Genomic DNA, 17,882 nt, shown 5'->3' with positions numbered 1-17,882 from the left:
TCAACAGGGCGCATCGACAGCGGAAACTGCGCCAAAGCGAGCGATAAAGGTTTGGCGTAAAGCTTCATCGACTTCGGCGTATGTGACCGGATGGCCGAGATCGACCAAAGACGTGACACCGAGACCGTCTTCTTGGATCCCGCAAGGAATAATCCCGTCAAAGTGAGAGAGGTCCGGTTCCACATTCAGGCTGATGCCGTGAAAGCTGACCCATTTTTTCACCCGCAAGCCAACGGCGGCTATCTTATCCTCGTGACGGGCAAAGCCAGGATGTGTGCGGTCCACCCAAACACCGACCCGGCCACAGCGTAACTCGCCCTTGATGGTAAATTGCGCCAGCGCATCAATCACCCAATTTTCAACCGATTGGACAAAGGCGCGCACGTCACGTTTGTGATGGCGCAAATCGAGCATGAGATAAGCAACGCGCTGACCGGGCCCATGATAGGTGTATTGACCACCACGACCACTTTTGAACACTGGGAAGCTGGCGCCCGGTAACAGGTCTGAAGATTTCGCGCTTGTGCCGGCGCTATATAAAGGCGGGTGCTCAAGTAGCCACACCAATTGATTCGCTGTTCCTGCAGCAATTTCGGCGGCACGAGCCTCCATAAAGGCCACTGCGGCCTCATACTCGACCGGTTTTTCCGACACAGCCCATTCAATCACGTCAATTTCTCCAGTATTTGCAGTATCTTTACGCGCGTTAACCAAGTCCCAACACTCATGGGTTCTATCTAGTCCCGTGACAGATAATAGTGAACACCCCCCCTCGCAGATTGAAAAGGTCATGGTCGAAATTTCGGTCTTGGTCGGACGATCTTCCTTGCCCATGCACCAGCTCCTCCGGATGGGTCGCGGTGCCGTTATTCCTTTGACGGCTTCGCCCAATGATCCGGTTTGGGTTCTGGTCAATAACCACCCAGTGGCCCGCGGCGACATCCAGCTTGATGACGATAAGATTTCGGTTGAAATCACCGGCGAGGCAGATGTTTATGACTATCTCGCAGGGCCCTAGCAGTCCTTTACTGTTTGGAACTGGCAAGATGCAGGCATAAGGGCTTCACATTGGCGGCGTGTTCTACTAAAAGCGCCGCTCTTTCCGGAACGTGCTCATGGCGGAACTGGTAGACGCGCTAGCTTGAGGTGCTAGTGGGGAGACCCGTGGAGGTTCGAGTCCTCTTGGGCACACCAACGGAAAGATGGCTTTATTGCCTGTATCTGCTACCAGCATGATGATACAGGCAAGCAAACTTAGGGGCTAACGACATGACGGAAAGTGACAGTCATGGACGATCTAAAAGCCCTGGGGGTCGACCCCACTAATCCTGATCACGGGCCAGACCGCCTGATTACTGTTAAGGTGATCGGGGCCGCTGGCGATCATGACGGGCCGTTGCTGCGTCGGCTGTTGCTGCCTATGCACCCTGCCGACGTTGCAGAGCTTCTGCAAAACGCACCCAAAGAAACCGCGCGGACGATTTTCACGCTGATTGGCGAAGACCTCGACGCAGAAGTCTATGCGGAACTGGAAGATGAATTGCGCGAATTTGCACTGGAATTCATTCCAGCCAGCAAGCTGGCGCAAAAGCTAGATGATCTCGATACCGATGACGCGGCCGCGATTGTAGCCGAATTGGATGATGAAGACCGCGCAGAAGTTCTTGCTGCGGCGTCTGATGATGTCCGCGTGGCCGTTGAAGGCGCGCTTTCGTTTGATGAGGAAACTGCTGGCCGCCTGATGCAGCGGGAGTTTGTGGCCGCACCACAGCATTGGGATGTTGGGCAAACCATCGACTTCATGCGCAAGACGGGCGAGGACTTGCCCGATCTCTTCTTCGATATCTATGTCGTTAGCCCTGCGATGCGGCCGATTGGGGCTATCCCAGTCTCAAAGCTGATGCGGGCCAAGCGCACCATGCTGCTGCAAGACCTGATGGAAGCGCCTGAGATCATAGTCGATCCAGAGACCGACCAAGAAGTCGTGGCCCACGCCTTCCAAAAATACCACTTGATTTCAGCCCCTGTGGTCGATCGCAGCGGTCGTTTGACCGGCATGATCACCGTCGACGACATCGTGCGCGTTATTCAGGACGAAAACGAGGAGGACTTGTTGGCACTGGCCGGTGTGCGCGATGCGTCAACCGCCGACTCGGTGTGGGCATCGGTTAAGTCGCGTTTGCCTTGGCTGGTGATCAATCTCGTGACAGCATTGATCGCGTCCGTGCTGATCAGCAAATTCCAAGCTTCCATCGAAAAGATTGTGGCGCTTGCCGTGATGATGCCAATGGTCGCCTCCATGGGTGGCAATGCGGGTACCCAAACTGTTGCCGTTGCCGTTCGCGCGCTGGCGGCGCGAGAACTTACACCGGGTAATTCGGGCCGGATCATCCTGCGTGAGATGATCACAGGATTGGTCAATGGCGCCGTTTTCGCCGTGCTCTTGTCGAGTGTGGCCTTGATTTGGTTCCAAAGCGTCCTGTTATCCGTCACCATCGCTTTGGCGATTCTGCTGAATTTGTCGGTTGCAGGCCTTGCAGGCATTTTGATCCCGCTAACGCTTAAGCGCTTGGGGCAAGACCCTGCTGTATCTTCCGGCGTGCTTGTCACCTTTGTCACCGATATGGTGGGATTTGTGGCGTTCTTAGGCCTCGCGACGCTGATTATTCTTTAGCGCTGATCCGCACGGGCAGGGGTGCATTGCACAGCTCTAGCTTGCCTGCTTTAAACTTGGTCCAGCTATCGCGGCGGTTCCTGCGGCTTTCAAGGACTTCAGCATAAATCGCGTGATCGGTTCGCAAAGCCTCAAGGCTTACCTGCTCAGTGGCTGGCAATCTGGAGCCTAATTCTGCTTTGATGATCTTTGGCTTGGTTTGGCCAGAGGTGTAAAAGCCCATTGCCTCACTGCCGCGCGGCAAAGTCGCAAACTGATCCATGCCATCGACGACCCGGCCGAGAAGCGTGACATTGCGGTCCAACGCGCGCGGACTGTGGCCATTGACGGCGTAGAGTTCAGCAGGGCCGCCTGAATCGGCTGCCTCGTCGCGTCCTGCCCCCACCATGCCATAGCAATGGGGCAACCAATAGCGCTTGGCCTTCGGGTCCCAGGCCACTGGCCAGTTGCGCCAGAAGCCAATTTTTGGCGCATAGACGTCGCCGTCCTTCAGCTCAAGCGGCGTGAACTCAGTCCCATAGGTACGGTCAAACTCCGCAACCATCCGTCCCCCAGCAAAGCCTTGCGCGGTTGCAGCCGCACCATCGCCCCATTGGACGACGTAATTGTCTTGGCTCCGAACAATGTTACGGCCGTTGAAGAAGCCTTTGGCCAGCATTTCATCCAAGGCCAGCACATGATTGGGCGCAAAATCTGGGGCCAGCAGGATGATCACACGGGCAGGTGTCTGCGCGCCTGCTTGGGTTGGCTCGAAAGAGAGATAAAGCAGGCGACTTTGATCAAGTTTGGCCCAAGCGTCATTCGGCGCTGCGCTGATCAACTCAGCACTGGTCAAGGCGCTCCAAGGTTTCGCCGGCGCACGTGGCGTGGATTGCGCGAGCGCCGGGCTTGCACAAACCACAAGAGCCAGCGCCCCAATCCCCAAAGCGCGCTGAAAAAGGCTCGTCCGCTTGCCCAACATGGTCTGATCCTTGCTTGATGTGTCGTTTGTCGATGACGCAAAGGTGCAGGATTGCCCCCCGCTTGTCGAGCAGCCTTGTGGACAAAAACGGCATCAATCCTGCACAGCCATCCTCACCGGGCGGAATCCGTCTCTTTTTGGAACGAAAAATGTCCAGACTCACTGCGTCTCGCGCTGCATTGGACCTGATAGCCAGTTTTGAAGGCTTCCGTGCACGTGCGGCCAAAACCCCCGACGGGCGGTGGACGCTGGGCTTTGGCCATGTCGCAACAGCACGTGAGGGCCTGTCGGTCTCGCGCGCGGAAGCAGAAGACTTGCTTCGTTGGGATTTGCGTCCCGTCGAAGATATGGTGCGCCAGTCGGCTTTGACCCCCTTAAATCAAAATCAATTCGACGCTTTGGTGTCGTTTGCGTTCAACATTGGCGTGTCAAACTTCGCGACCTGCGACGTGCTGCGCTATTTGAACCAAGGCCAACCTATTGCGGCCGCCCTTGCCATGCATGCGTGGCGTCGGGCTCGGGTAAATGGCCGCGTTTTGGTGATTGATGCTTTGGTTCGTCGCAGGGCTGCTGAGGCTGCTCTGTTCCTAGAACCTTTAGGTCCACGCCCCGCCGCGCCTAGCTCGGTTTTGAGCCCGGAAATTGATTATACGGCAGCATTGCTATCCCATGCCTCTGATCCGCGTGACGTTGCTTTCGGCGTCGGTGCAGATGGGGCCACGATTGCAACCGATCCCTCGCCAAGTTGGCTGCCTGAGCCATCTAAAGCCGAGATAGCCGAACCTGTAAAAGTCCTGACAGAAGCGATCCCATCGCCTGAACTGAAGGCGGACGCGCCCCTTGAAGAGCCTAATGCTGTCATTGCTGCTGAACTCCAAACAGAACAAAGCAATGAAGCCCCAGTGGCCGTTGTGGCTGATCCTGTCTTGGTGCCTTTCCCAAATGAAGATGGTATCGCGGCTAATCAGTTGGATCAAAGCCAGCGCGTGCCTGCCAATGATGGACTGCGCACATTAGCGCCCTGGGCTCCAGAACTCGAACCAGCATCTGAGGCAATGGCCCCAGGGGGGGTCGAAATCGCACGGCCACCCGTGCTTGAGCCAGCTGCATCTACCCGGGCGCTGACTTGGGCTATGCTGGTAGTTGGGGCCGTTTTTCTGGCTGGCGGCTTATGGTTCGCCCATCTTATGGGTGCGCTAACGCCAGAACCTGAGGGGAAGCCCATTAGCCTGCAGGGGATCATAGCGATCCTCTCGGCTGCGTTTGGTTTTGTTGCGGTTGGGACCTCTGCAGTGTTCTTGGCCCGTGGCCCAGAAGGCGGCGACGAGACAGCGTTACTGCCCTAAATGCTTACCCTTTTGCTTGCACTCGCAGGCAGGCTCGCGCATGGTAAGCCATGCTTAGAAACTCCTATCCCAGCCTCGATTTCGACCTCGGTGAGACCGCCGATGCTATTCGTGAAACCGTCGAACGCTTTGCCGCCGCAGAGATTGCCCCGCGTGCCGCCGAGATTGACCGCAGCGACGAATTCCCGCGCGACCTTTGGCCAAAACTGGGTGACCTCGGCCTGTTGGGCATAACTGTGGACGAGGCCGATGGCGGCTCTGGCCTTGGCTATCTTGAACATGTTGTGGCGATGGAAGAAATCAGCCGCGCCTCGGCCTCGGTTGGCTTATCCTATGGGGCGCACTCAAATCTGTGTGTCAATCAATTGCGGCGCTGGGGCACGGCGGCGCAAAAGGCGCGCTATCTACCCAAGCTGATTTCAGGGCAACATGTTGGCGCATTGGCCATGTCGGAAAGTGGCTCGGGCTCAGATGTGGTCTCGATGCGCTTGCGGGCTGATAAGAAGGGCGATCGCTATGTCCTTAATGGCGGCAAGTTCTGGATTACCAATGCCAAACACGCCGATACGTTGATCGTCTATGCCAAGACTGAGCCTGAAGCAGCCTCACGCGGGATAAGCGCCTTTTTGATCGAGAAAGACTTCAAGGGCTTCTCTGTCGCCCAAAGCCTCGACAAGCTCGGGATGCGCGGCTCGCCAACCGGAGAGCTCGTATTTGAAGATTGCGAAGTGCCGGAAGAAAATCTGATGGGGCCTCTGAACAAGGGCGCGCAGGTTTTGATGTCTGGCCTTGATTATGAACGCGCGGTTCTGGCCTCTGGCCCGATCGGCATCATGCAAGCCTGCCTCGATGTTGTTCTTCCATATATCCATGAGCGCAAACAATTTGGCCAAGCCATTGGCGAGTTTCAGCTGATGCAAGGCAAGATTGCCGACATGTATGTCACGCTGTCGACCACGCGTGCCTATGTCTATGCCGTGGCCAAGGCCTGTGACCGTGGGCTGACCACGCGCAAGGATGCGGCAGGAGCCATCCTCTATGCCGCTGAGAAGGCGACCTGGATGGCTCTAGAGGCCATTCAATGCTTGGGCGGCAATGGCTATATCAATGATTATGCCACAGGCCGTCTTTTGCGCGATGCCAAACTCTATGAGATCGGCGCCGGCACCAGTGAAATCCGCCGCTGGTTGATCGGGCGGGAGTTGTTTGGCGAGACAGCGAGCTAGGTTTTCTTTGTATTGGGAAGAGAGAGAGGCCCGAGGTGATCCGTCGTACTTTTTTCGCAACACTCGCGGGCTTGGTTATAGCCGGAACCGCACTCGCCCAGACGCCCGTGCAACCTGCAGCGCCCGCCGCAGTTGTGCCCATTGTGACGCCAGCCCCGAAGATCTTCCTCAACACGTCCATGGGCGAGATTGAGATCACTTTGGACCCTGTGGGTGCGCCCAAGACCAGCGCCCACATGCTGAAGATGTTTCAGACCAATCACTTTATCGGGGCGTCTTTCTTTCGGATCGAGCCGGGCTTTATCATTCAAATCGGCGACTTGGACGCCCAGTTCAAAGGCCGCTATCCGCCTTTAAGCCCAGTCGAACTAGAAACGGCGACCAATAAGCACGCCAAGGGTGCAGTCGCGCTCGCGCGCGGTGATGCGCTAAACTCAGGTCACTCCAGCTTCTATTTCGACTTGGCGGATAATCCGTCCTTGAATGCCGATCCTAAGGCCCCACCCAACACAACGGGCTATGCCGTATTTGGACGGGTAACGGCTGGCTGGGAAGTGGTGGAGGCCATGGCGAAGGTCGAGCGTGCACCTACCGGCGGCCCATTCCCCGGCAAGGCCCCCGTGGTGCCCATCGTTGTGACCGCTATCCGCACCGATCCTCCACCACCGCCTAAGCCAAAGCCAGCGGTGAAGTCTGCGATTAAGGCTAAGAAGAAGCGGTGAGGGGTTTGGCCCTAATGCGCGTCATCCACCTTCAAGCTATCCCTCAGGGCGCGCTTCAAGAACTTGCCCGACGCATTGCGGGGGATAGCCTCGCTTAAGAACCAGACATAACGTGGCACTTTGTGTTTCGCCATCAGGGCCAAACAATGTTCGCGCAATTCTTGACCGGTCAGGCTGGCGTCAGGGCGCACCAGAATGGCGGCACCCACTTCCTCTCCTAAGCGGTCGTCGGGCACGCCGAAGACACAGCATTCGGCGACGGCAGGATGGCGATAGGCGACGGCTTCAACCTCAACGCAATAGACATTTTCGCCGCCGCGCAGAACCATGTCCTTCTTGCGGTCTACGAGGAAGATAAAGCCATCTTCATCAATACGCGCCACATCGCCTGTATGGAGCCAACCTTCGGTGATGCTTTCCTTGGTCGCGTCGGGCCGGTTGAGATAGCCCTTGATGACCGGTGCGCCTTTGACCCACAGCTCACCCATCTCACCAACCGGCAAGAAATTGCCATTGTCATCGACGCAGCGGGCTTCAAAGGTCGGCATGGCGGGGCCACAACTGGCGGGCTTGTCGACGAAGAAGTCAGCGCTGACAGCCGTGATGATGCCGCAGGTCTCGGTCATGCCATAGCCGGTATTGGGTCTGGCCGTGGGGACAGAGGCATCAATCTTGGCGACAAGATCGGGCTGAAGTTGCGCGCCACCGCCGCCTAACGTGAGCAAGCTGGAGGTGTCAGTCGTGGCAAAATCGGGGTGCGTGATGACTTCGCGCGCCATAGTCGGCACGCCACTCATCGCCGTTACCTTTTCGGTTTCAATCAGGCGCAGTGCTTCACCTGCATCCCATTTATACATCAATACCATGGTGCCACCGCTCGCCGTGGCGACATAGGCGGCGCAATTATTGGCGGTCACATGGAACAAGGGCGTTGTGATCAGGCCAACCGGCGGATTTGGTGCTGGCACGCTGGCAGGGTCAATGCCATTGGCGCGCAGGGTGGCAAGGCCTTGGACCTGGCCCGAGAAACTCATATTCATTAGATTGGCGACGCAGCCGCGATGGGTCAATTGCGCACCCTTTGGAAATCCTGTGGTGCCAGATGTGTAAAAGATGCAGGCGTCATCGTCTGGATCAACGTCTACTTCCGGCATCGCGCCGCCGCCAGCGATTACCTCTTCATAGGGCACAACTCCAGCCGGGAGCGTGTCGCAGCGCACGCCCACAAGCGTAATGCCCGCAGCCATATCCGGCCGCTCCATCACCCGGGCCAGACGCTCAGAATCGCAGAACAACACCTTAGGGCCCGAATCCTTCAGGCCATATTCCAACTCATCGGTGATCCACCAAGCATTCATGCCGACGCAAGCGACGCCAATCGAGACACAAGCCCAATAGAGCAGCATCCATTCGGGATAGTTGCGCATCGCCACGGCAACCCGGTCACCCCGGCGCACACCTTGGCCCCACAGCCACGCGGTAATGGCATTCACCTTCTCATGCGCTTGGCCATAAGTGATACGCTCATCCTGATAGACCAAATAATCCCGGTCGCTAAAGGCCACAGTCGAGAGCCAGACGGCGCGAATATTGGGCGGGGCGTGCTTGTAACTGCGGACCTTGCTGCCCCGCACGTCAATCTCTTCAATCTCGAAGGGCTGCCCGGCAGAAGTCAGTTCGGTCCAAGCTTGCTTGAGTTCTGTGTAGTGCATATCGCCCCCCGGAATTGTTTGACTGCGAACTTTTTGGCTGCCCGCTTTGGTTGGCCAATTGTATCCGGTGTTGTGGGGAATGGGTCAAGTGGGGGGAGTGGGGGGGCGGCCCTAGGTTTGCAGAATCGCCCTGCGGTCTGCGCGACAAAGAGAACAAAACCTATTTGAAAAATGGCGGACAGGGTGGGATTCGAACCCACGGTAGGCTTCCACCTACGGCGGTTTTCAAGACCGCTGCCTTAAACCACTCGGCCACCTGTCCGCGTTTTGACGTCACGCCTGAGAAAAATGCCAAATCGATAAAATTCGACCTAATTTCCAAGCGTTGGTTTCAAACCTCTCTTGTAGAGTGCAACCCGCAGTCGGATCAACCGGCGCGGGAAGAATGTCTGCAGAAACTACTGCAGTCCAATATGGTGGGACATAAAATGGTCCGGTATTCGGCACAAAAGACACAAGTTGTTACGCATTGTTTTAAATATAGAATAATTGATTTGGGTATAGCGGGGCCACTTTGGACCAGCGTACTCTTATTAGCAGCCGGTTTTGCAGTTCATCCTGCATCTGCCGCACCTAATGTCCGTCCATTGACCACCACCATCAATAGCGAAGCTGCGTCTACTGAAGTCGTTTCGAGTGCTAAGCCCGTGCGCAAGGTCGCCATTGCGGCGCAAAAACCTGCGACCGTGACGACCAAGCCTAGTCCTGCGACTTCCAACCAAGGCGCACCGATAGAGCGGGTCCAGATGGCTTCCCTGCCGCCTGTAACGACCCGAGCACCGAAAGTTGCGGCACCGTCGGAACGCCAGATGCGCGCAACATCGATTTCTATTCGCGCGTCTGCGCCAGAGCCAGCGCCAGCAGTGCGCCCTTCTGATGTGCCAGCCTTCCAAAAGATTGGCGCGCCCTATCAGGTGAATGGCACGTGGTATATTCCAACCCATGAGCCCGACTATAATGAAACGGGGACAGCCTCTTGGTATGGGCGCGATTTCCATGGCAAGCCGACGGCCAATGGCGAATTGTTCGACATGAATATCGTCAGCGCCGCCCACCCAACTTTGCCAATCCCCAGCCTTGTGGAAGTGACCAATTTGACCAATGGTCGCTCGATGGTGGTGCGGGTTAATGATCGGGGTCCGTTTGTATCCGATCGTTTGATTGACCTTTCGGCACGTGGGGCAACGCTGTTGGGCTTTCGTGATCAGGGCTCCACGCAAGTACGGGTGCGCTTTATTGGGCCCGCCGATCCTGAACCGCTGGTGACGACTGCTAATCTTACAGCGCCTAGTGAAGAGAAGAAATGGACCAAGCCCGCGCCAACGCCAGTCCAGACTGCAACGCTTACGCCTCTAGCTGCGCCAAAGCCGACGCCAACGGTGAAGACCACCCAAGTGAATTCCGATGATGTGGTTTCTGGCCTTTACGTGCAGGCGGGCGCTTTTTCGCGTCGGGCAAATGCTGAGCGTGCGTTGAGCCGCGTATCGGACGTCGGCCCTGCGCAAATCGTGGAAACCCAAACCGCCTCAGGTGCGAGTCTGTTTAGGATCTTGATTGGCCCGCTGGAAAATCAAGCCGAAGCTGGTGCATTGGCGGAATCGGTGACAGGGTTGGGCGTTAGTGGGGCCCATGTTATGGCGTCACGCAACTAAAGACCGACAAAGACTGCATCAAGGCCCTTGCTTAGAGCGGGCGGGCGGGTCACTTCTGTCTGCACCATGAGAGCAGATGGGTCTTGAAGCATGACAGGCGGCCATTTCATCACTTTGGAAGGCGGCGAGGGGGCAGGGAAGACCACCTTGCTGACCACGCTTAAGACGCGGCTGGAAACTTCTGGACACGAGGTCGTCCTAACGCGAGAGCCTGGGGGAACGCCGGGGGCGGAGGCCATTCGCGCCCTTTTGGTGACAGGGGCAGCCGATCGTTGGACCGCTTTGTCAGAGCTCTGTCTCTTTTTCGCAGCGCGCGAAGACCATCTAGAACGCCTGATCCGTCCAGCCTTAAAGCGCGGTGCCATTGTGCTCTGTGACCGATTTTCAGATTCCACCCGAGCCTATCAAGGCCAAGCGGGCGGGGCAGGGCGCGAGGCCGTTGAGGCCCTTGATGCCTTGATTGTTAGACAAACCCAGCCTGATCTGACGCTCATTCTCGACATCGACCCAGCGATCGGCCTGAAGCGCGCCGCAGCACGGCGTGGGACCGAAGATCGTTTTGAGGGCAAGGCGTTTGCGTTTCATACTGCTTTGCGGGCCGCCTATTTGGAACTTGCTGAGAGATTCCCAGAGCGCTGTGGCGTTTTAGATGCGTCAGTGACACCAGATTTGTTGGCCGAAGCGGCTTGGCGCCTGTTGGTCGCGCGCTTGAGCCTGTCATGAGCGAAGAAACACCCGGTCCCGATCAAGAGCCCGGCTCACCCCATCCTCGTGCGGTGTTTAAGCTTTTTGGCCATGAGGCCGCTGAAGCAGAACTGGCAGCCAGTCTTTTGGGCGGCCGCTCGCACCATGCCTGGCTGATTACGGGGCCTAAGGGCGTCGGCAAGGCTACCTTGGCTTATCGGTTCGCGCGCAGATTGTTAGGCGCGGCCCACGAAGCCACAAGCCCACTGGCCAGTGCGCCAGACGATCCAGTCAGCCGCAAGATCGCCCAAGGCTCTCACGCTGATTTACGCACCGCGACGCGGCTTGATCCTGAAAAGGGCGAGATTAAGCGCGATGTCACGGTTGCTGCCATACGTGACCTGACGCAATTTTTTACGATGACAGCGGACGGGGCAGGGGGCGCGCGGGTTGGCATCGTCGATTGCGCCGACGACATGAGCTCAAACGCTGCCAATGCACTTTTGAAGACGTTGGAAGAACCGCCGCCGGGCGGGACCTTGATCTTGCTCGCCCATGCACCCGGCCGATTATTGCCGACCTTGCGGTCGCGCTGTCGCAGGCTGGACCTATGCTGTTTATCCGAGGAGGCCATGGCAAAGGCACTGCCCGATAGTGATGCCACTACGCGAGCTCTAGGGGCAGGACGGCCGGGTCGGGCACGAGCCCTAGCGGCATTGGGGGCGGCGAAACTCTATGGCACCTTGTCGCGTCATTTGTCCGGCCTGCCGCGCGCGCCATTGGATGAAGCCTTGGCTTTGGCGGATGCCTGCAGCGATGCGGACCGCTTTTATGCCGTCTTTGATATGATGGAGGATTGGCTGGCGCGTGCCGGCCGGGCCGGGCTTGGCCTTGAGATATCTGAAATTGAACCGGGCGAAAGCGTGCTGCTGGCGCGTCTTGCCGCAGGGGCTGGCACGGATGGTGCCGCAAAGGCGTGGAGCCATGTGCGCGCGGTGCGAACCAAGGTCGAGGCCCTTAATCTAGACCGCAGTTTGGCAACCCTAGAGGCGCTGCGTGCCATCCGTGCAGACTTGGCACCGATCCATTAGAGAAGCGCCATGATCGATAGTCACGTCAATTTGCACCACGAATCCTTTGCCGAAGATTTCGACGAGGTTTTGGAGCGCGCCGCAGAGGCGGGCGTCCATGCCATGCTGACCATTTGCGACAAGATGGCCTCGCTGCCCGCCATTGAAGCAATCTCTGCCCCACGCGCCAACGTTTGGCACAGCGTGGGCGTGCATCCTCATTATGCCGATGATTATCAAGATTTGACGTCTGACCAGCTCGTCACCGCAAGCGCAAACCCTAAAGCGATTGGCATTGGTGAGACCGGGCTTGATTTCCACTATGGCTATAGCGCAGAGGCCGCCCAAATTGCGGTGTTTCGCACCCATATCCAGGCTGCCCGCGAAACCGGTCTGCCCCTCATCGTCCATACCCGCCAAGCCGATGAGTTGACAGCCGCGATCTTGGAAGAGGAAATGGGCAAGGGCGCCTTCAAGATCCTGCTCCATTGCTATACCAGCGGCTTAGACCTGCTACAGCGTGGCTTAACCTTTGGGGCTTATGTGTCCTTTTCCGGCATTGCGACCTTTAAGAATGCGACAGACGTACGCGAAGCCGCCCGCCTTGTGCCCTTGGACCGCGTCTTGATTGAGACCGATTGCCCCTATCTTGCGCCCATCCCCATGCGGGGACGCAGGAATGAGCCAGCCTTTTTGCCCCATGTTAGCCAATATCTTGCTGATTTTTATGGAATTGAAGCTAGCGAGTTTGCTGACCTTGCCGATCGGAACTTCTTTGCTTTGTTCGATAAGGCCATCCTATGACCCAAGCCAAAGCAACCCATGTTCGGGTCACCATTCTAGGCTGCGGTTCTTCGGGTGGCGTGCCACGCGTAGGCGGGGAGTGGGGGGCTTGTGACCCAGACGATCCGCGCAATTATCGCACGCGCTGCAGCCTTTTGGTTGAGGCCTATCAAGGCACCTATAGCCACGAGACGTCGACGGTTGTTTTGATCGACACCTCGCCCGACCTGCGCACCCAACTTCTGGCAGCCAAGGTCAGCCATGTCGACGCGCTGCTCTACACCCACGACCATGCCGACCAGAGCCATGGGATCGATGATCTGCGCGCCATAGTCTATCATCAGCGCAAGCGCATCCCGACCTTTATGGACGCCTACACGCGGGAAAATCTGGTCCGCCGTTTTGGCTATATTTTTGAAACCCCGCCCGGCAGTCATTATCCAGCCTTGTTAGATGCCCATGAGATGCCCTTGCCGGGGCAAACTCTGACTGTTCAAGGCCTAGGCGGCGCTTTGGATTTCCAGATTCTCGCCCAAAATCATGGCGAAATCGACAGCCTCGGCTTTCGCTTCGGCTCCGTCGCTTATTGCAATGATTGCAAAATCCTACCCCCAGCAAGCTTAGATGCCTGCAAAGGCGCCGACCTCTTCATCGTCGACGCCCTCCGCCACACGCCCCACCCAAGCCATGCACACTTGGAATTGAGCCTTGAGTGGATCGCAGAAATCCAGCCCAAACAAGCGATCTTGACGAATATGCATATTGATCTGGACTACGCGGCTTTGGCTGCGAGCTTGCCCGCCCATATCGTGCCGGCGGTGGATGGGATGGTGGTTGAGTTGGCGGTTTGATGGCTATTTCACCGGAAACAACCAAATCGAAATCGTATGAATGGTTAGGCCGGCTAGGCCGCCAATGACGGTGCCGCTGATGCGGATATATTGCAGGTCTCGGCCCACGGCGGCTTCGATTTGATCGACGACGGTGCGTGCGTCCCAGCCTTGGATGGTTTCGGCCACCATGGTGCCGACGCCAGCGCCTTGGGCATCAGCAAGCTCAACCGCCCATGATTTCAAGCGCTGGTTGAGGCTTTCGCGAAGCTCGTCATCGCGCTCAATGGCGCGGGCCAAATCCTCTAGGCCAGCTGCAATGGCATTGCTGAGGCGGTCGGTTTCTTCAGGTGATTGTTCGCGGAGGGTCTTTTTAAGGTCACTCCAGACATTGGTGACATAGGTGCTCACGACCTGATGATCGGACACTTCACGCACCCAGCGCTGGAGTTGATCGCGCAAGTTTGGGTCATGGCGCAAGTCGCGCGCCAGATGAGACAGCGCTTCGTCAATCCGGGTGCGAATGGAGTGATTGGGGTCTTTGGCCGCGTCTTTCAGCGTGTCCTTGATCGCGGTCAGCAACGCGTCTGAGGCCGCGGCATCGACCGAGAATAGCTTGGGCAGCCAGTCCATTTTGTCCGACACCCGCGTGCGGAACATGTTTTCTTCGGAATGTATCGCTAGGTCGGCATGGAAGATGATCAGATCAACGATGGCTTTGTGTCGGCCGCCCTTGATTAAAATGTCCAAGCCCTCAGCCAAGAGGTGAGCGATATCAGCATTGCGCAGCCGCTCTGTCAGCGTCGTCTGTAGCCACGTGGCGATCTTGCCTTCGTTTAAGAGGCCCAAGATACGGGGGACGGCCCCAGCAATGCCCTGCGCGACGCGGCGTGCGCGGTCGCCCTCGGTCAGCCAAGCGGCCGTGTTGCCGGCAAGGTCCAAATCCTTCAAGCGTCGCTGAACTTGATCAGGTTGCAAGAAGTTGCGCGAGATAAAGCGACCCAACCCTGCGCCGATCCGGTCCTTGGACCTTGGTACAATGGCGGTGTGCGGGATTGGAAGACCTAAGGGTCTGCGGAATAGGGCGGTTACGGCAAACCAGTCGGCCAGTGCACCCACCATGGCGGCTTCAGCAAAGGCGCGCACGAAGGGTAAAATCGGGCTGGAAGCTTCGAAAAATTTCGTGACGACGAACAACAACGTCATGGCCAGAAACAGCCCAGTCGCCACACGCTTCATGCGCCGATAGGCAATGGCTGGATCTTCTTGCATGAGCGTCGACACGGGCTGTTTATCTGCCATAGAGGTTAAGTCTGATCCAGCCTTTGCCAAGGCCCACCAGGACTGCCAACAGAAACGGCGACCAAGGGCTGCGACACCGGTATAGAGCTAAGGTCACGTGGACGGGTTGCCCATGCCATATAAGAGATGGTGATTGCCAAGGCTGCGGGCAATAACCACCACAGGATATTAGCGGCAGCGAGGCCGGCAGCACAAGCCCAAAGGATACCAAGGCCTAGGCCAAACAGGACGGTGACTAAGGAACGATCGGGCCGTTGAGTCATTTTTGGCCGTTTGGTTGGCCGAGGGCGCGAAAACTCAATCACGCAAGCCCCAGCGCACGTTGCTATCCCCATCACCAAGATCGTCAGGGCCGCCACTGGCCAAGCCCAAGCAACAAGGGCGGCTACAAGCAAAAGCTCTATGATGGCTGGACCACTGGCCGCCAAAACCTTGCCTTGCAGAATGATTTTAGGGTCCAAGGGGCTGGCCTGTAACAAGTCGCGGGCTTCTTCGACAGAGGCTGTCAGCCACGCAAGGCTGGAAGTCAGCATGGTCACGTTGAACACGGTGATGGCCGCGAACATCGCTCCCATAACAGGTGCCATCTCGCTTTGTTCTTCCGGATTGGTAATCGCGTTCCACACAAAGCCCAAAAAGGGCACCATAGTGAAAAGAGGCACGATTAACTGACTGACAAACAAAGGGTCACGAGTTAGGCCCAACCATTCCTTATGGAAGACCATAACAAGAGCTGGGCGGCGGAATTGTTGGGCATGCGCTTTGCGCGCTTTGTGAGGCGCATGGTCATTTTGGCCATTGAGAAATGCGACATCTTGATCGTAACGCTTGCCAGCAAAATGCAGGACCGCAGCAGAGAGCACTGCCCCTGCGACGAGGAAGACAAGCGCACCCAGCCAATCGCCTAAAATGGTGCCGCCCAGCCAACTTAGGTTTGAGGTGAGCTGGACGATCCAATCATGGAGCACAACGAGAATGGCATTTGGATCGTCTGCCTTGGCGGCTAATCGACCGAGACTGCCGGAACTAGACACCATTTGATAGCCAATAAGGCCAACCATAACGCCAACAGCGCCAAGGGTGATGGTCGCGCGGCGGCCGTTTCTAAGGCCAAACCATAACAAGGCTTGCCGTGCGATCATGTAGGTGAGGGCGGCGTCAAGGATCGCGAAACCGGCAACCACGACGTAGATTGAGGCAAACATCGGTGAGATCATCACAATCGAAGCGCCAAAAAAGATCGTTGCAAACCCCGCATAAATACAAAAGCCGCGCCAAGCTGACGAAATCAGACGGGCAGCCACAAAGCGGTGCGGTGGAATAGGGGAGGAGAGCAGGAGGTCTAAATCCCCCTTCTCCGTAATCGTCATAAACGACCCCATCAAATTCATCGAAATGCCAGAGATCATCAAGGTAAGGATGACCGCCCCAGCAAGTGAGCTGATCTGTTTGTAATCACCAGCGGCAGCCTCAAAGGTCTTTGCGATCCCATAACCCATACTAAAGCTTAGGAAAGCCACAAATAAGATCGTAAAAACCGGCTTTACCCAACTCGGCATTTTTTTGCCAAGTCTACCAAGCCGCCACGACAGGCGAATTTGATGGCGGGCGAGCCAAAGGATGCTGCCGGGCACAAACAGGCGATCGAGCATCATGCTGGGCTTCCCACAGAGGCGTCATCCACCAGTTGAATGAAGATGTCTTCCAAACTGCCGTCAGTTTGCCCAGCTTGGGCGCGCAAGTCTGACAAGGATCCATCGGCCAACAAGCGGCCGCGGTGGAAGATCCCTACCCGCTCGGCCAAACGCTCAGCGATCTCCATCACATGGGTTGTGAGAACAATGGTGGCACCTTCTTTGGTCTTTTCGACCAACAATTCTTTGACTTGGCGGGCGACCGCCGCATCGAGGCCAGAAAATGGCTCATCGAGCAAAAGTAGCTTGGGATCATGCAACAGCGCGCCCGCTAAGGCGGTCTTTTGTTTCATGCCGCGTGAGAAGGTCTCACACCGCTTGTCGCGCTCTTCCCATAAGTCCATCCAGCGCAGTAATTCCTCAGCGCGCTTTTCCGCCACACTGCCTTCAACCGACCAGAGGCCTGCGATAAATTCCAGATATTCAAGTGGGGTGAGCTTGTCATAGAGCAAAGGCTCATCAGGAAGCCAAGCAGTGATGGATTTAACCGCCTTTGGGTCTTTCGACACATCATGACCAAACACACAAATACTGCCTTCATCGGCCTGCAGTAGCCCCGCGATCATCCGCATTGTCGTGGTCTTACCAGCCCCATTGGCACCCAAAAGCCCGTAGAATGAACCCGGCGCCAGAGTCAGGTTAAAGTCCGAGACTGCGGTCTTAGTGCCAAACCGTTTCGTTAACGATTTGATCTCGAGGGCGGGTAGGGGATGGGTGCTCATAGTCGGTCCTGTTCTTCAATCACCTAGTCCAACGTGCAAGGTTCGAAGACAGGCACACGCTTCTAGCCGATTGGGTGTTTCAAACCCATGAATCATTATGGGCAATGCAGCCGGAAATACGGCGATTGGCTGTGTAAAGGCAGCTAACGATATCCCGCCAAGCCTTAACGCGCTAAGGTTTGGCCAAGTCGAAGTCTTAACGGCGATTTCGGCGCAGTGCTGTGGGGCTGCGTTTCAGCAACACGGGAGGCCCATAGTTGCAATTAATGTTCGTGAATCAGCCCGCAACTGTCGCAGTCAAAGCTGGAGTCAGGGCGCACTGCCACGCCGACCTATTGAGTATTTTGTCCCATAACATATATTATGCGAAAACGATGTGTACGCGCAAAGCGATAATGTCACCCTTTAGCAAAGTAGATGTGTCACCCTCTCATTTTGAGATAGATGTGGATGGGTGTCATGGGATTGGTGGTTATGAGCAAGCGCGAACTTGGTCGATTGGAG

16 protein-coding genes and 2 tRNA genes are annotated in these 17,882 nt (G+C 56.8%); 11 read left to right on the top strand and 7 right to left on the bottom strand.

Features of this window, described 5'->3' with window-relative positions:
- On the bottom strand, nucleotides 1–714 hold the full coding sequence (gene lipB / locus ACIQ20_RS11005; protein ID WP_395780253.1) for a lipoyl(octanoyl) transferase LipB: 714 nt from the start codon (nucleotides 712–714) through the stop codon (nucleotides 1–3).
- 31 nt (nucleotides 715–745) lie between these two features.
- Between lipB and ACIQ20_RS11000 the strand changes: the two genes are divergently transcribed.
- From ACIQ20_RS11000 to mgtE, 3 genes are all read left to right on the top strand, one after another.
- Nucleotides 746–1,018 carry a FliM/FliN family flagellar motor switch protein gene (locus ACIQ20_RS11000; protein WP_395780251.1) on the top strand — a complete coding sequence of 91 codons (273 nt, stop codon included), beginning with the start codon at nucleotides 746–748 and terminating at the stop codon, nucleotides 1,016–1,018.
- A 91-nt stretch (nucleotides 1,019–1,109) separates the two neighbouring features.
- Nucleotides 1,110–1,194: transfer RNA gene (locus tag ACIQ20_RS10995), tRNA-Leu, on the top strand.
- A gap of 94 nt (nucleotides 1,195–1,288) precedes the next feature.
- A complete protein-coding gene (gene mgtE / locus ACIQ20_RS10990; RefSeq protein WP_395780249.1) occupies nucleotides 1,289–2,674 on the top strand; it encodes a magnesium transporter in 1,386 nt (461 codons plus the stop codon).
- Here the strand turns inward: mgtE and ACIQ20_RS10985 are convergent.
- Entirely contained in the window at nucleotides 2,664–3,635 is a 972-nt protein-coding gene (locus ACIQ20_RS10985; protein ID WP_395780247.1) for a peptidylprolyl isomerase, read from the bottom strand. The genes mgtE and ACIQ20_RS10985 overlap by 11 nt on opposite strands.
- Before the next feature lie 149 nt (nucleotides 3,636–3,784).
- Between ACIQ20_RS10985 and ACIQ20_RS10980 the strand changes: the two genes are divergently transcribed.
- Genes ACIQ20_RS10980 through ACIQ20_RS10970 form a run of 3 tightly spaced genes read left to right on the top strand, consistent with a single transcriptional unit; the run spans nucleotide 3,785 to nucleotide 6,929 of the window.
- The gene (locus ACIQ20_RS10980) at nucleotides 3,785–4,981 is read left to right on the top strand and encodes a glycoside hydrolase family protein (RefSeq protein WP_395780245.1); all 1,197 of its coding nucleotides are present in this window, start codon (nucleotides 3,785–3,787) and stop codon (nucleotides 4,979–4,981) included.
- 50 nt (nucleotides 4,982–5,031) lie between these two features.
- Nucleotides 5,032–6,207 (top strand): isovaleryl-CoA dehydrogenase, encoded by a 1,176-nt coding sequence (locus ACIQ20_RS10975; protein WP_395780243.1) that lies wholly within the window; start codon nucleotides 5,032–5,034, stop codon nucleotides 6,205–6,207.
- A gap of 35 nt (nucleotides 6,208–6,242) precedes the next feature.
- Nucleotides 6,243–6,929 carry a peptidylprolyl isomerase gene (locus ACIQ20_RS10970; protein WP_395780241.1) on the top strand — a complete coding sequence of 229 codons (687 nt, stop codon included), beginning with the start codon at nucleotides 6,243–6,245 and terminating at the stop codon, nucleotides 6,927–6,929.
- A gap of 11 nt (nucleotides 6,930–6,940) precedes the next feature.
- Here ACIQ20_RS10970 and ACIQ20_RS10965 read toward each other — a convergent pair whose 3' ends face one another.
- Together ACIQ20_RS10965 and ACIQ20_RS10960 are read right to left on the bottom strand one after the other, a co-directional pair.
- Entirely contained in the window at nucleotides 6,941–8,641 is a 1,701-nt protein-coding gene (locus ACIQ20_RS10965; protein WP_395780239.1) for a class I adenylate-forming enzyme family protein, read from the bottom strand.
- Nucleotides 8,642–8,813: 172 nt separating this feature from the next.
- Nucleotides 8,814–8,903 (bottom strand) — tRNA-Ser (locus ACIQ20_RS10960).
- Between the two features lie 232 nt (nucleotides 8,904–9,135).
- Here ACIQ20_RS10960 and ACIQ20_RS10955 point away from each other — a divergent pair.
- From ACIQ20_RS10955 to ACIQ20_RS10935, 5 genes are all read left to right on the top strand, one after another.
- Entirely contained in the window at nucleotides 9,136–10,293 is a 1,158-nt protein-coding gene (locus tag ACIQ20_RS10955; protein ID WP_395780237.1) for a septal ring lytic transglycosylase RlpA family protein, read from the top strand.
- 90 nt (nucleotides 10,294–10,383) lie between these two features.
- Nucleotides 10,384–11,016: a dTMP kinase gene (gene tmk, locus ACIQ20_RS10950; protein ID WP_395780235.1), complete on the top strand. Its 633-nt coding sequence runs from the start codon at nucleotides 10,384–10,386 to the stop codon at nucleotides 11,014–11,016.
- Nucleotides 11,013–12,068: a DNA polymerase III subunit delta' gene (locus tag ACIQ20_RS10945; RefSeq protein ID WP_395780233.1), complete on the top strand. Its 1,056-nt coding sequence runs from the start codon at nucleotides 11,013–11,015 to the stop codon at nucleotides 12,066–12,068. Before tmk ends, ACIQ20_RS10945 begins: the two co-directional genes overlap by 4 nt.
- Before the next feature lie 9 nt (nucleotides 12,069–12,077).
- On the top strand, nucleotides 12,078–12,851 hold the full coding sequence (locus ACIQ20_RS10940; RefSeq protein ID WP_395780231.1) for a TatD family hydrolase: 774 nt from the start codon (nucleotides 12,078–12,080) through the stop codon (nucleotides 12,849–12,851).
- Nucleotides 12,848–13,681, top strand: coding sequence for an MBL fold metallo-hydrolase (locus ACIQ20_RS10935; protein ID WP_395780229.1), 834 nt, complete (start codon nucleotides 12,848–12,850; stop codon nucleotides 13,679–13,681). The genes ACIQ20_RS10940 and ACIQ20_RS10935 overlap by 4 nt, the downstream gene beginning before the upstream one ends.
- Before the next feature lie 3 nt (nucleotides 13,682–13,684).
- Here the strand turns inward: ACIQ20_RS10935 and ACIQ20_RS10930 are convergent, their stop codons facing one another.
- From ACIQ20_RS10930 to ACIQ20_RS10920, 3 genes are read right to left on the bottom strand one after another with little or no spacing between them, the layout of a single operon-like run.
- Entirely contained in the window at nucleotides 13,685–14,962 is a 1,278-nt protein-coding gene (locus ACIQ20_RS10930) for a DUF445 domain-containing protein (protein ID WP_395780227.1), read from the bottom strand.
- A 5-nt stretch (nucleotides 14,963–14,967) separates the two neighbouring features.
- Nucleotides 14,968–16,617: a hypothetical protein gene (locus ACIQ20_RS10925; protein ID WP_395780225.1), complete on the bottom strand. Its 1,650-nt coding sequence runs from the start codon at nucleotides 16,615–16,617 to the stop codon at nucleotides 14,968–14,970.
- Nucleotides 16,614–17,378 (bottom strand): ABC transporter ATP-binding protein, encoded by a 765-nt coding sequence (locus ACIQ20_RS10920; RefSeq protein ID WP_395780223.1) that lies wholly within the window; start codon nucleotides 17,376–17,378, stop codon nucleotides 16,614–16,616. Before ACIQ20_RS10920 ends, ACIQ20_RS10925 begins: the two co-directional genes overlap by 4 nt.
- Nucleotides 17,379–17,882 lie beyond the last annotated feature (504 nt).

It is taken from the genome of Aquidulcibacter sp. (assembly GCF_044346625.1).
In the GTDB taxonomy this organism is placed as follows: Bacteria; Pseudomonadota; Alphaproteobacteria; order Caulobacterales; family Aquidulcibacteraceae; genus Aquidulcibacter.
Note: the sequence above shows the minus strand (reverse complement) of the source record. Positions and strands in the feature narration are given on the sequence as shown.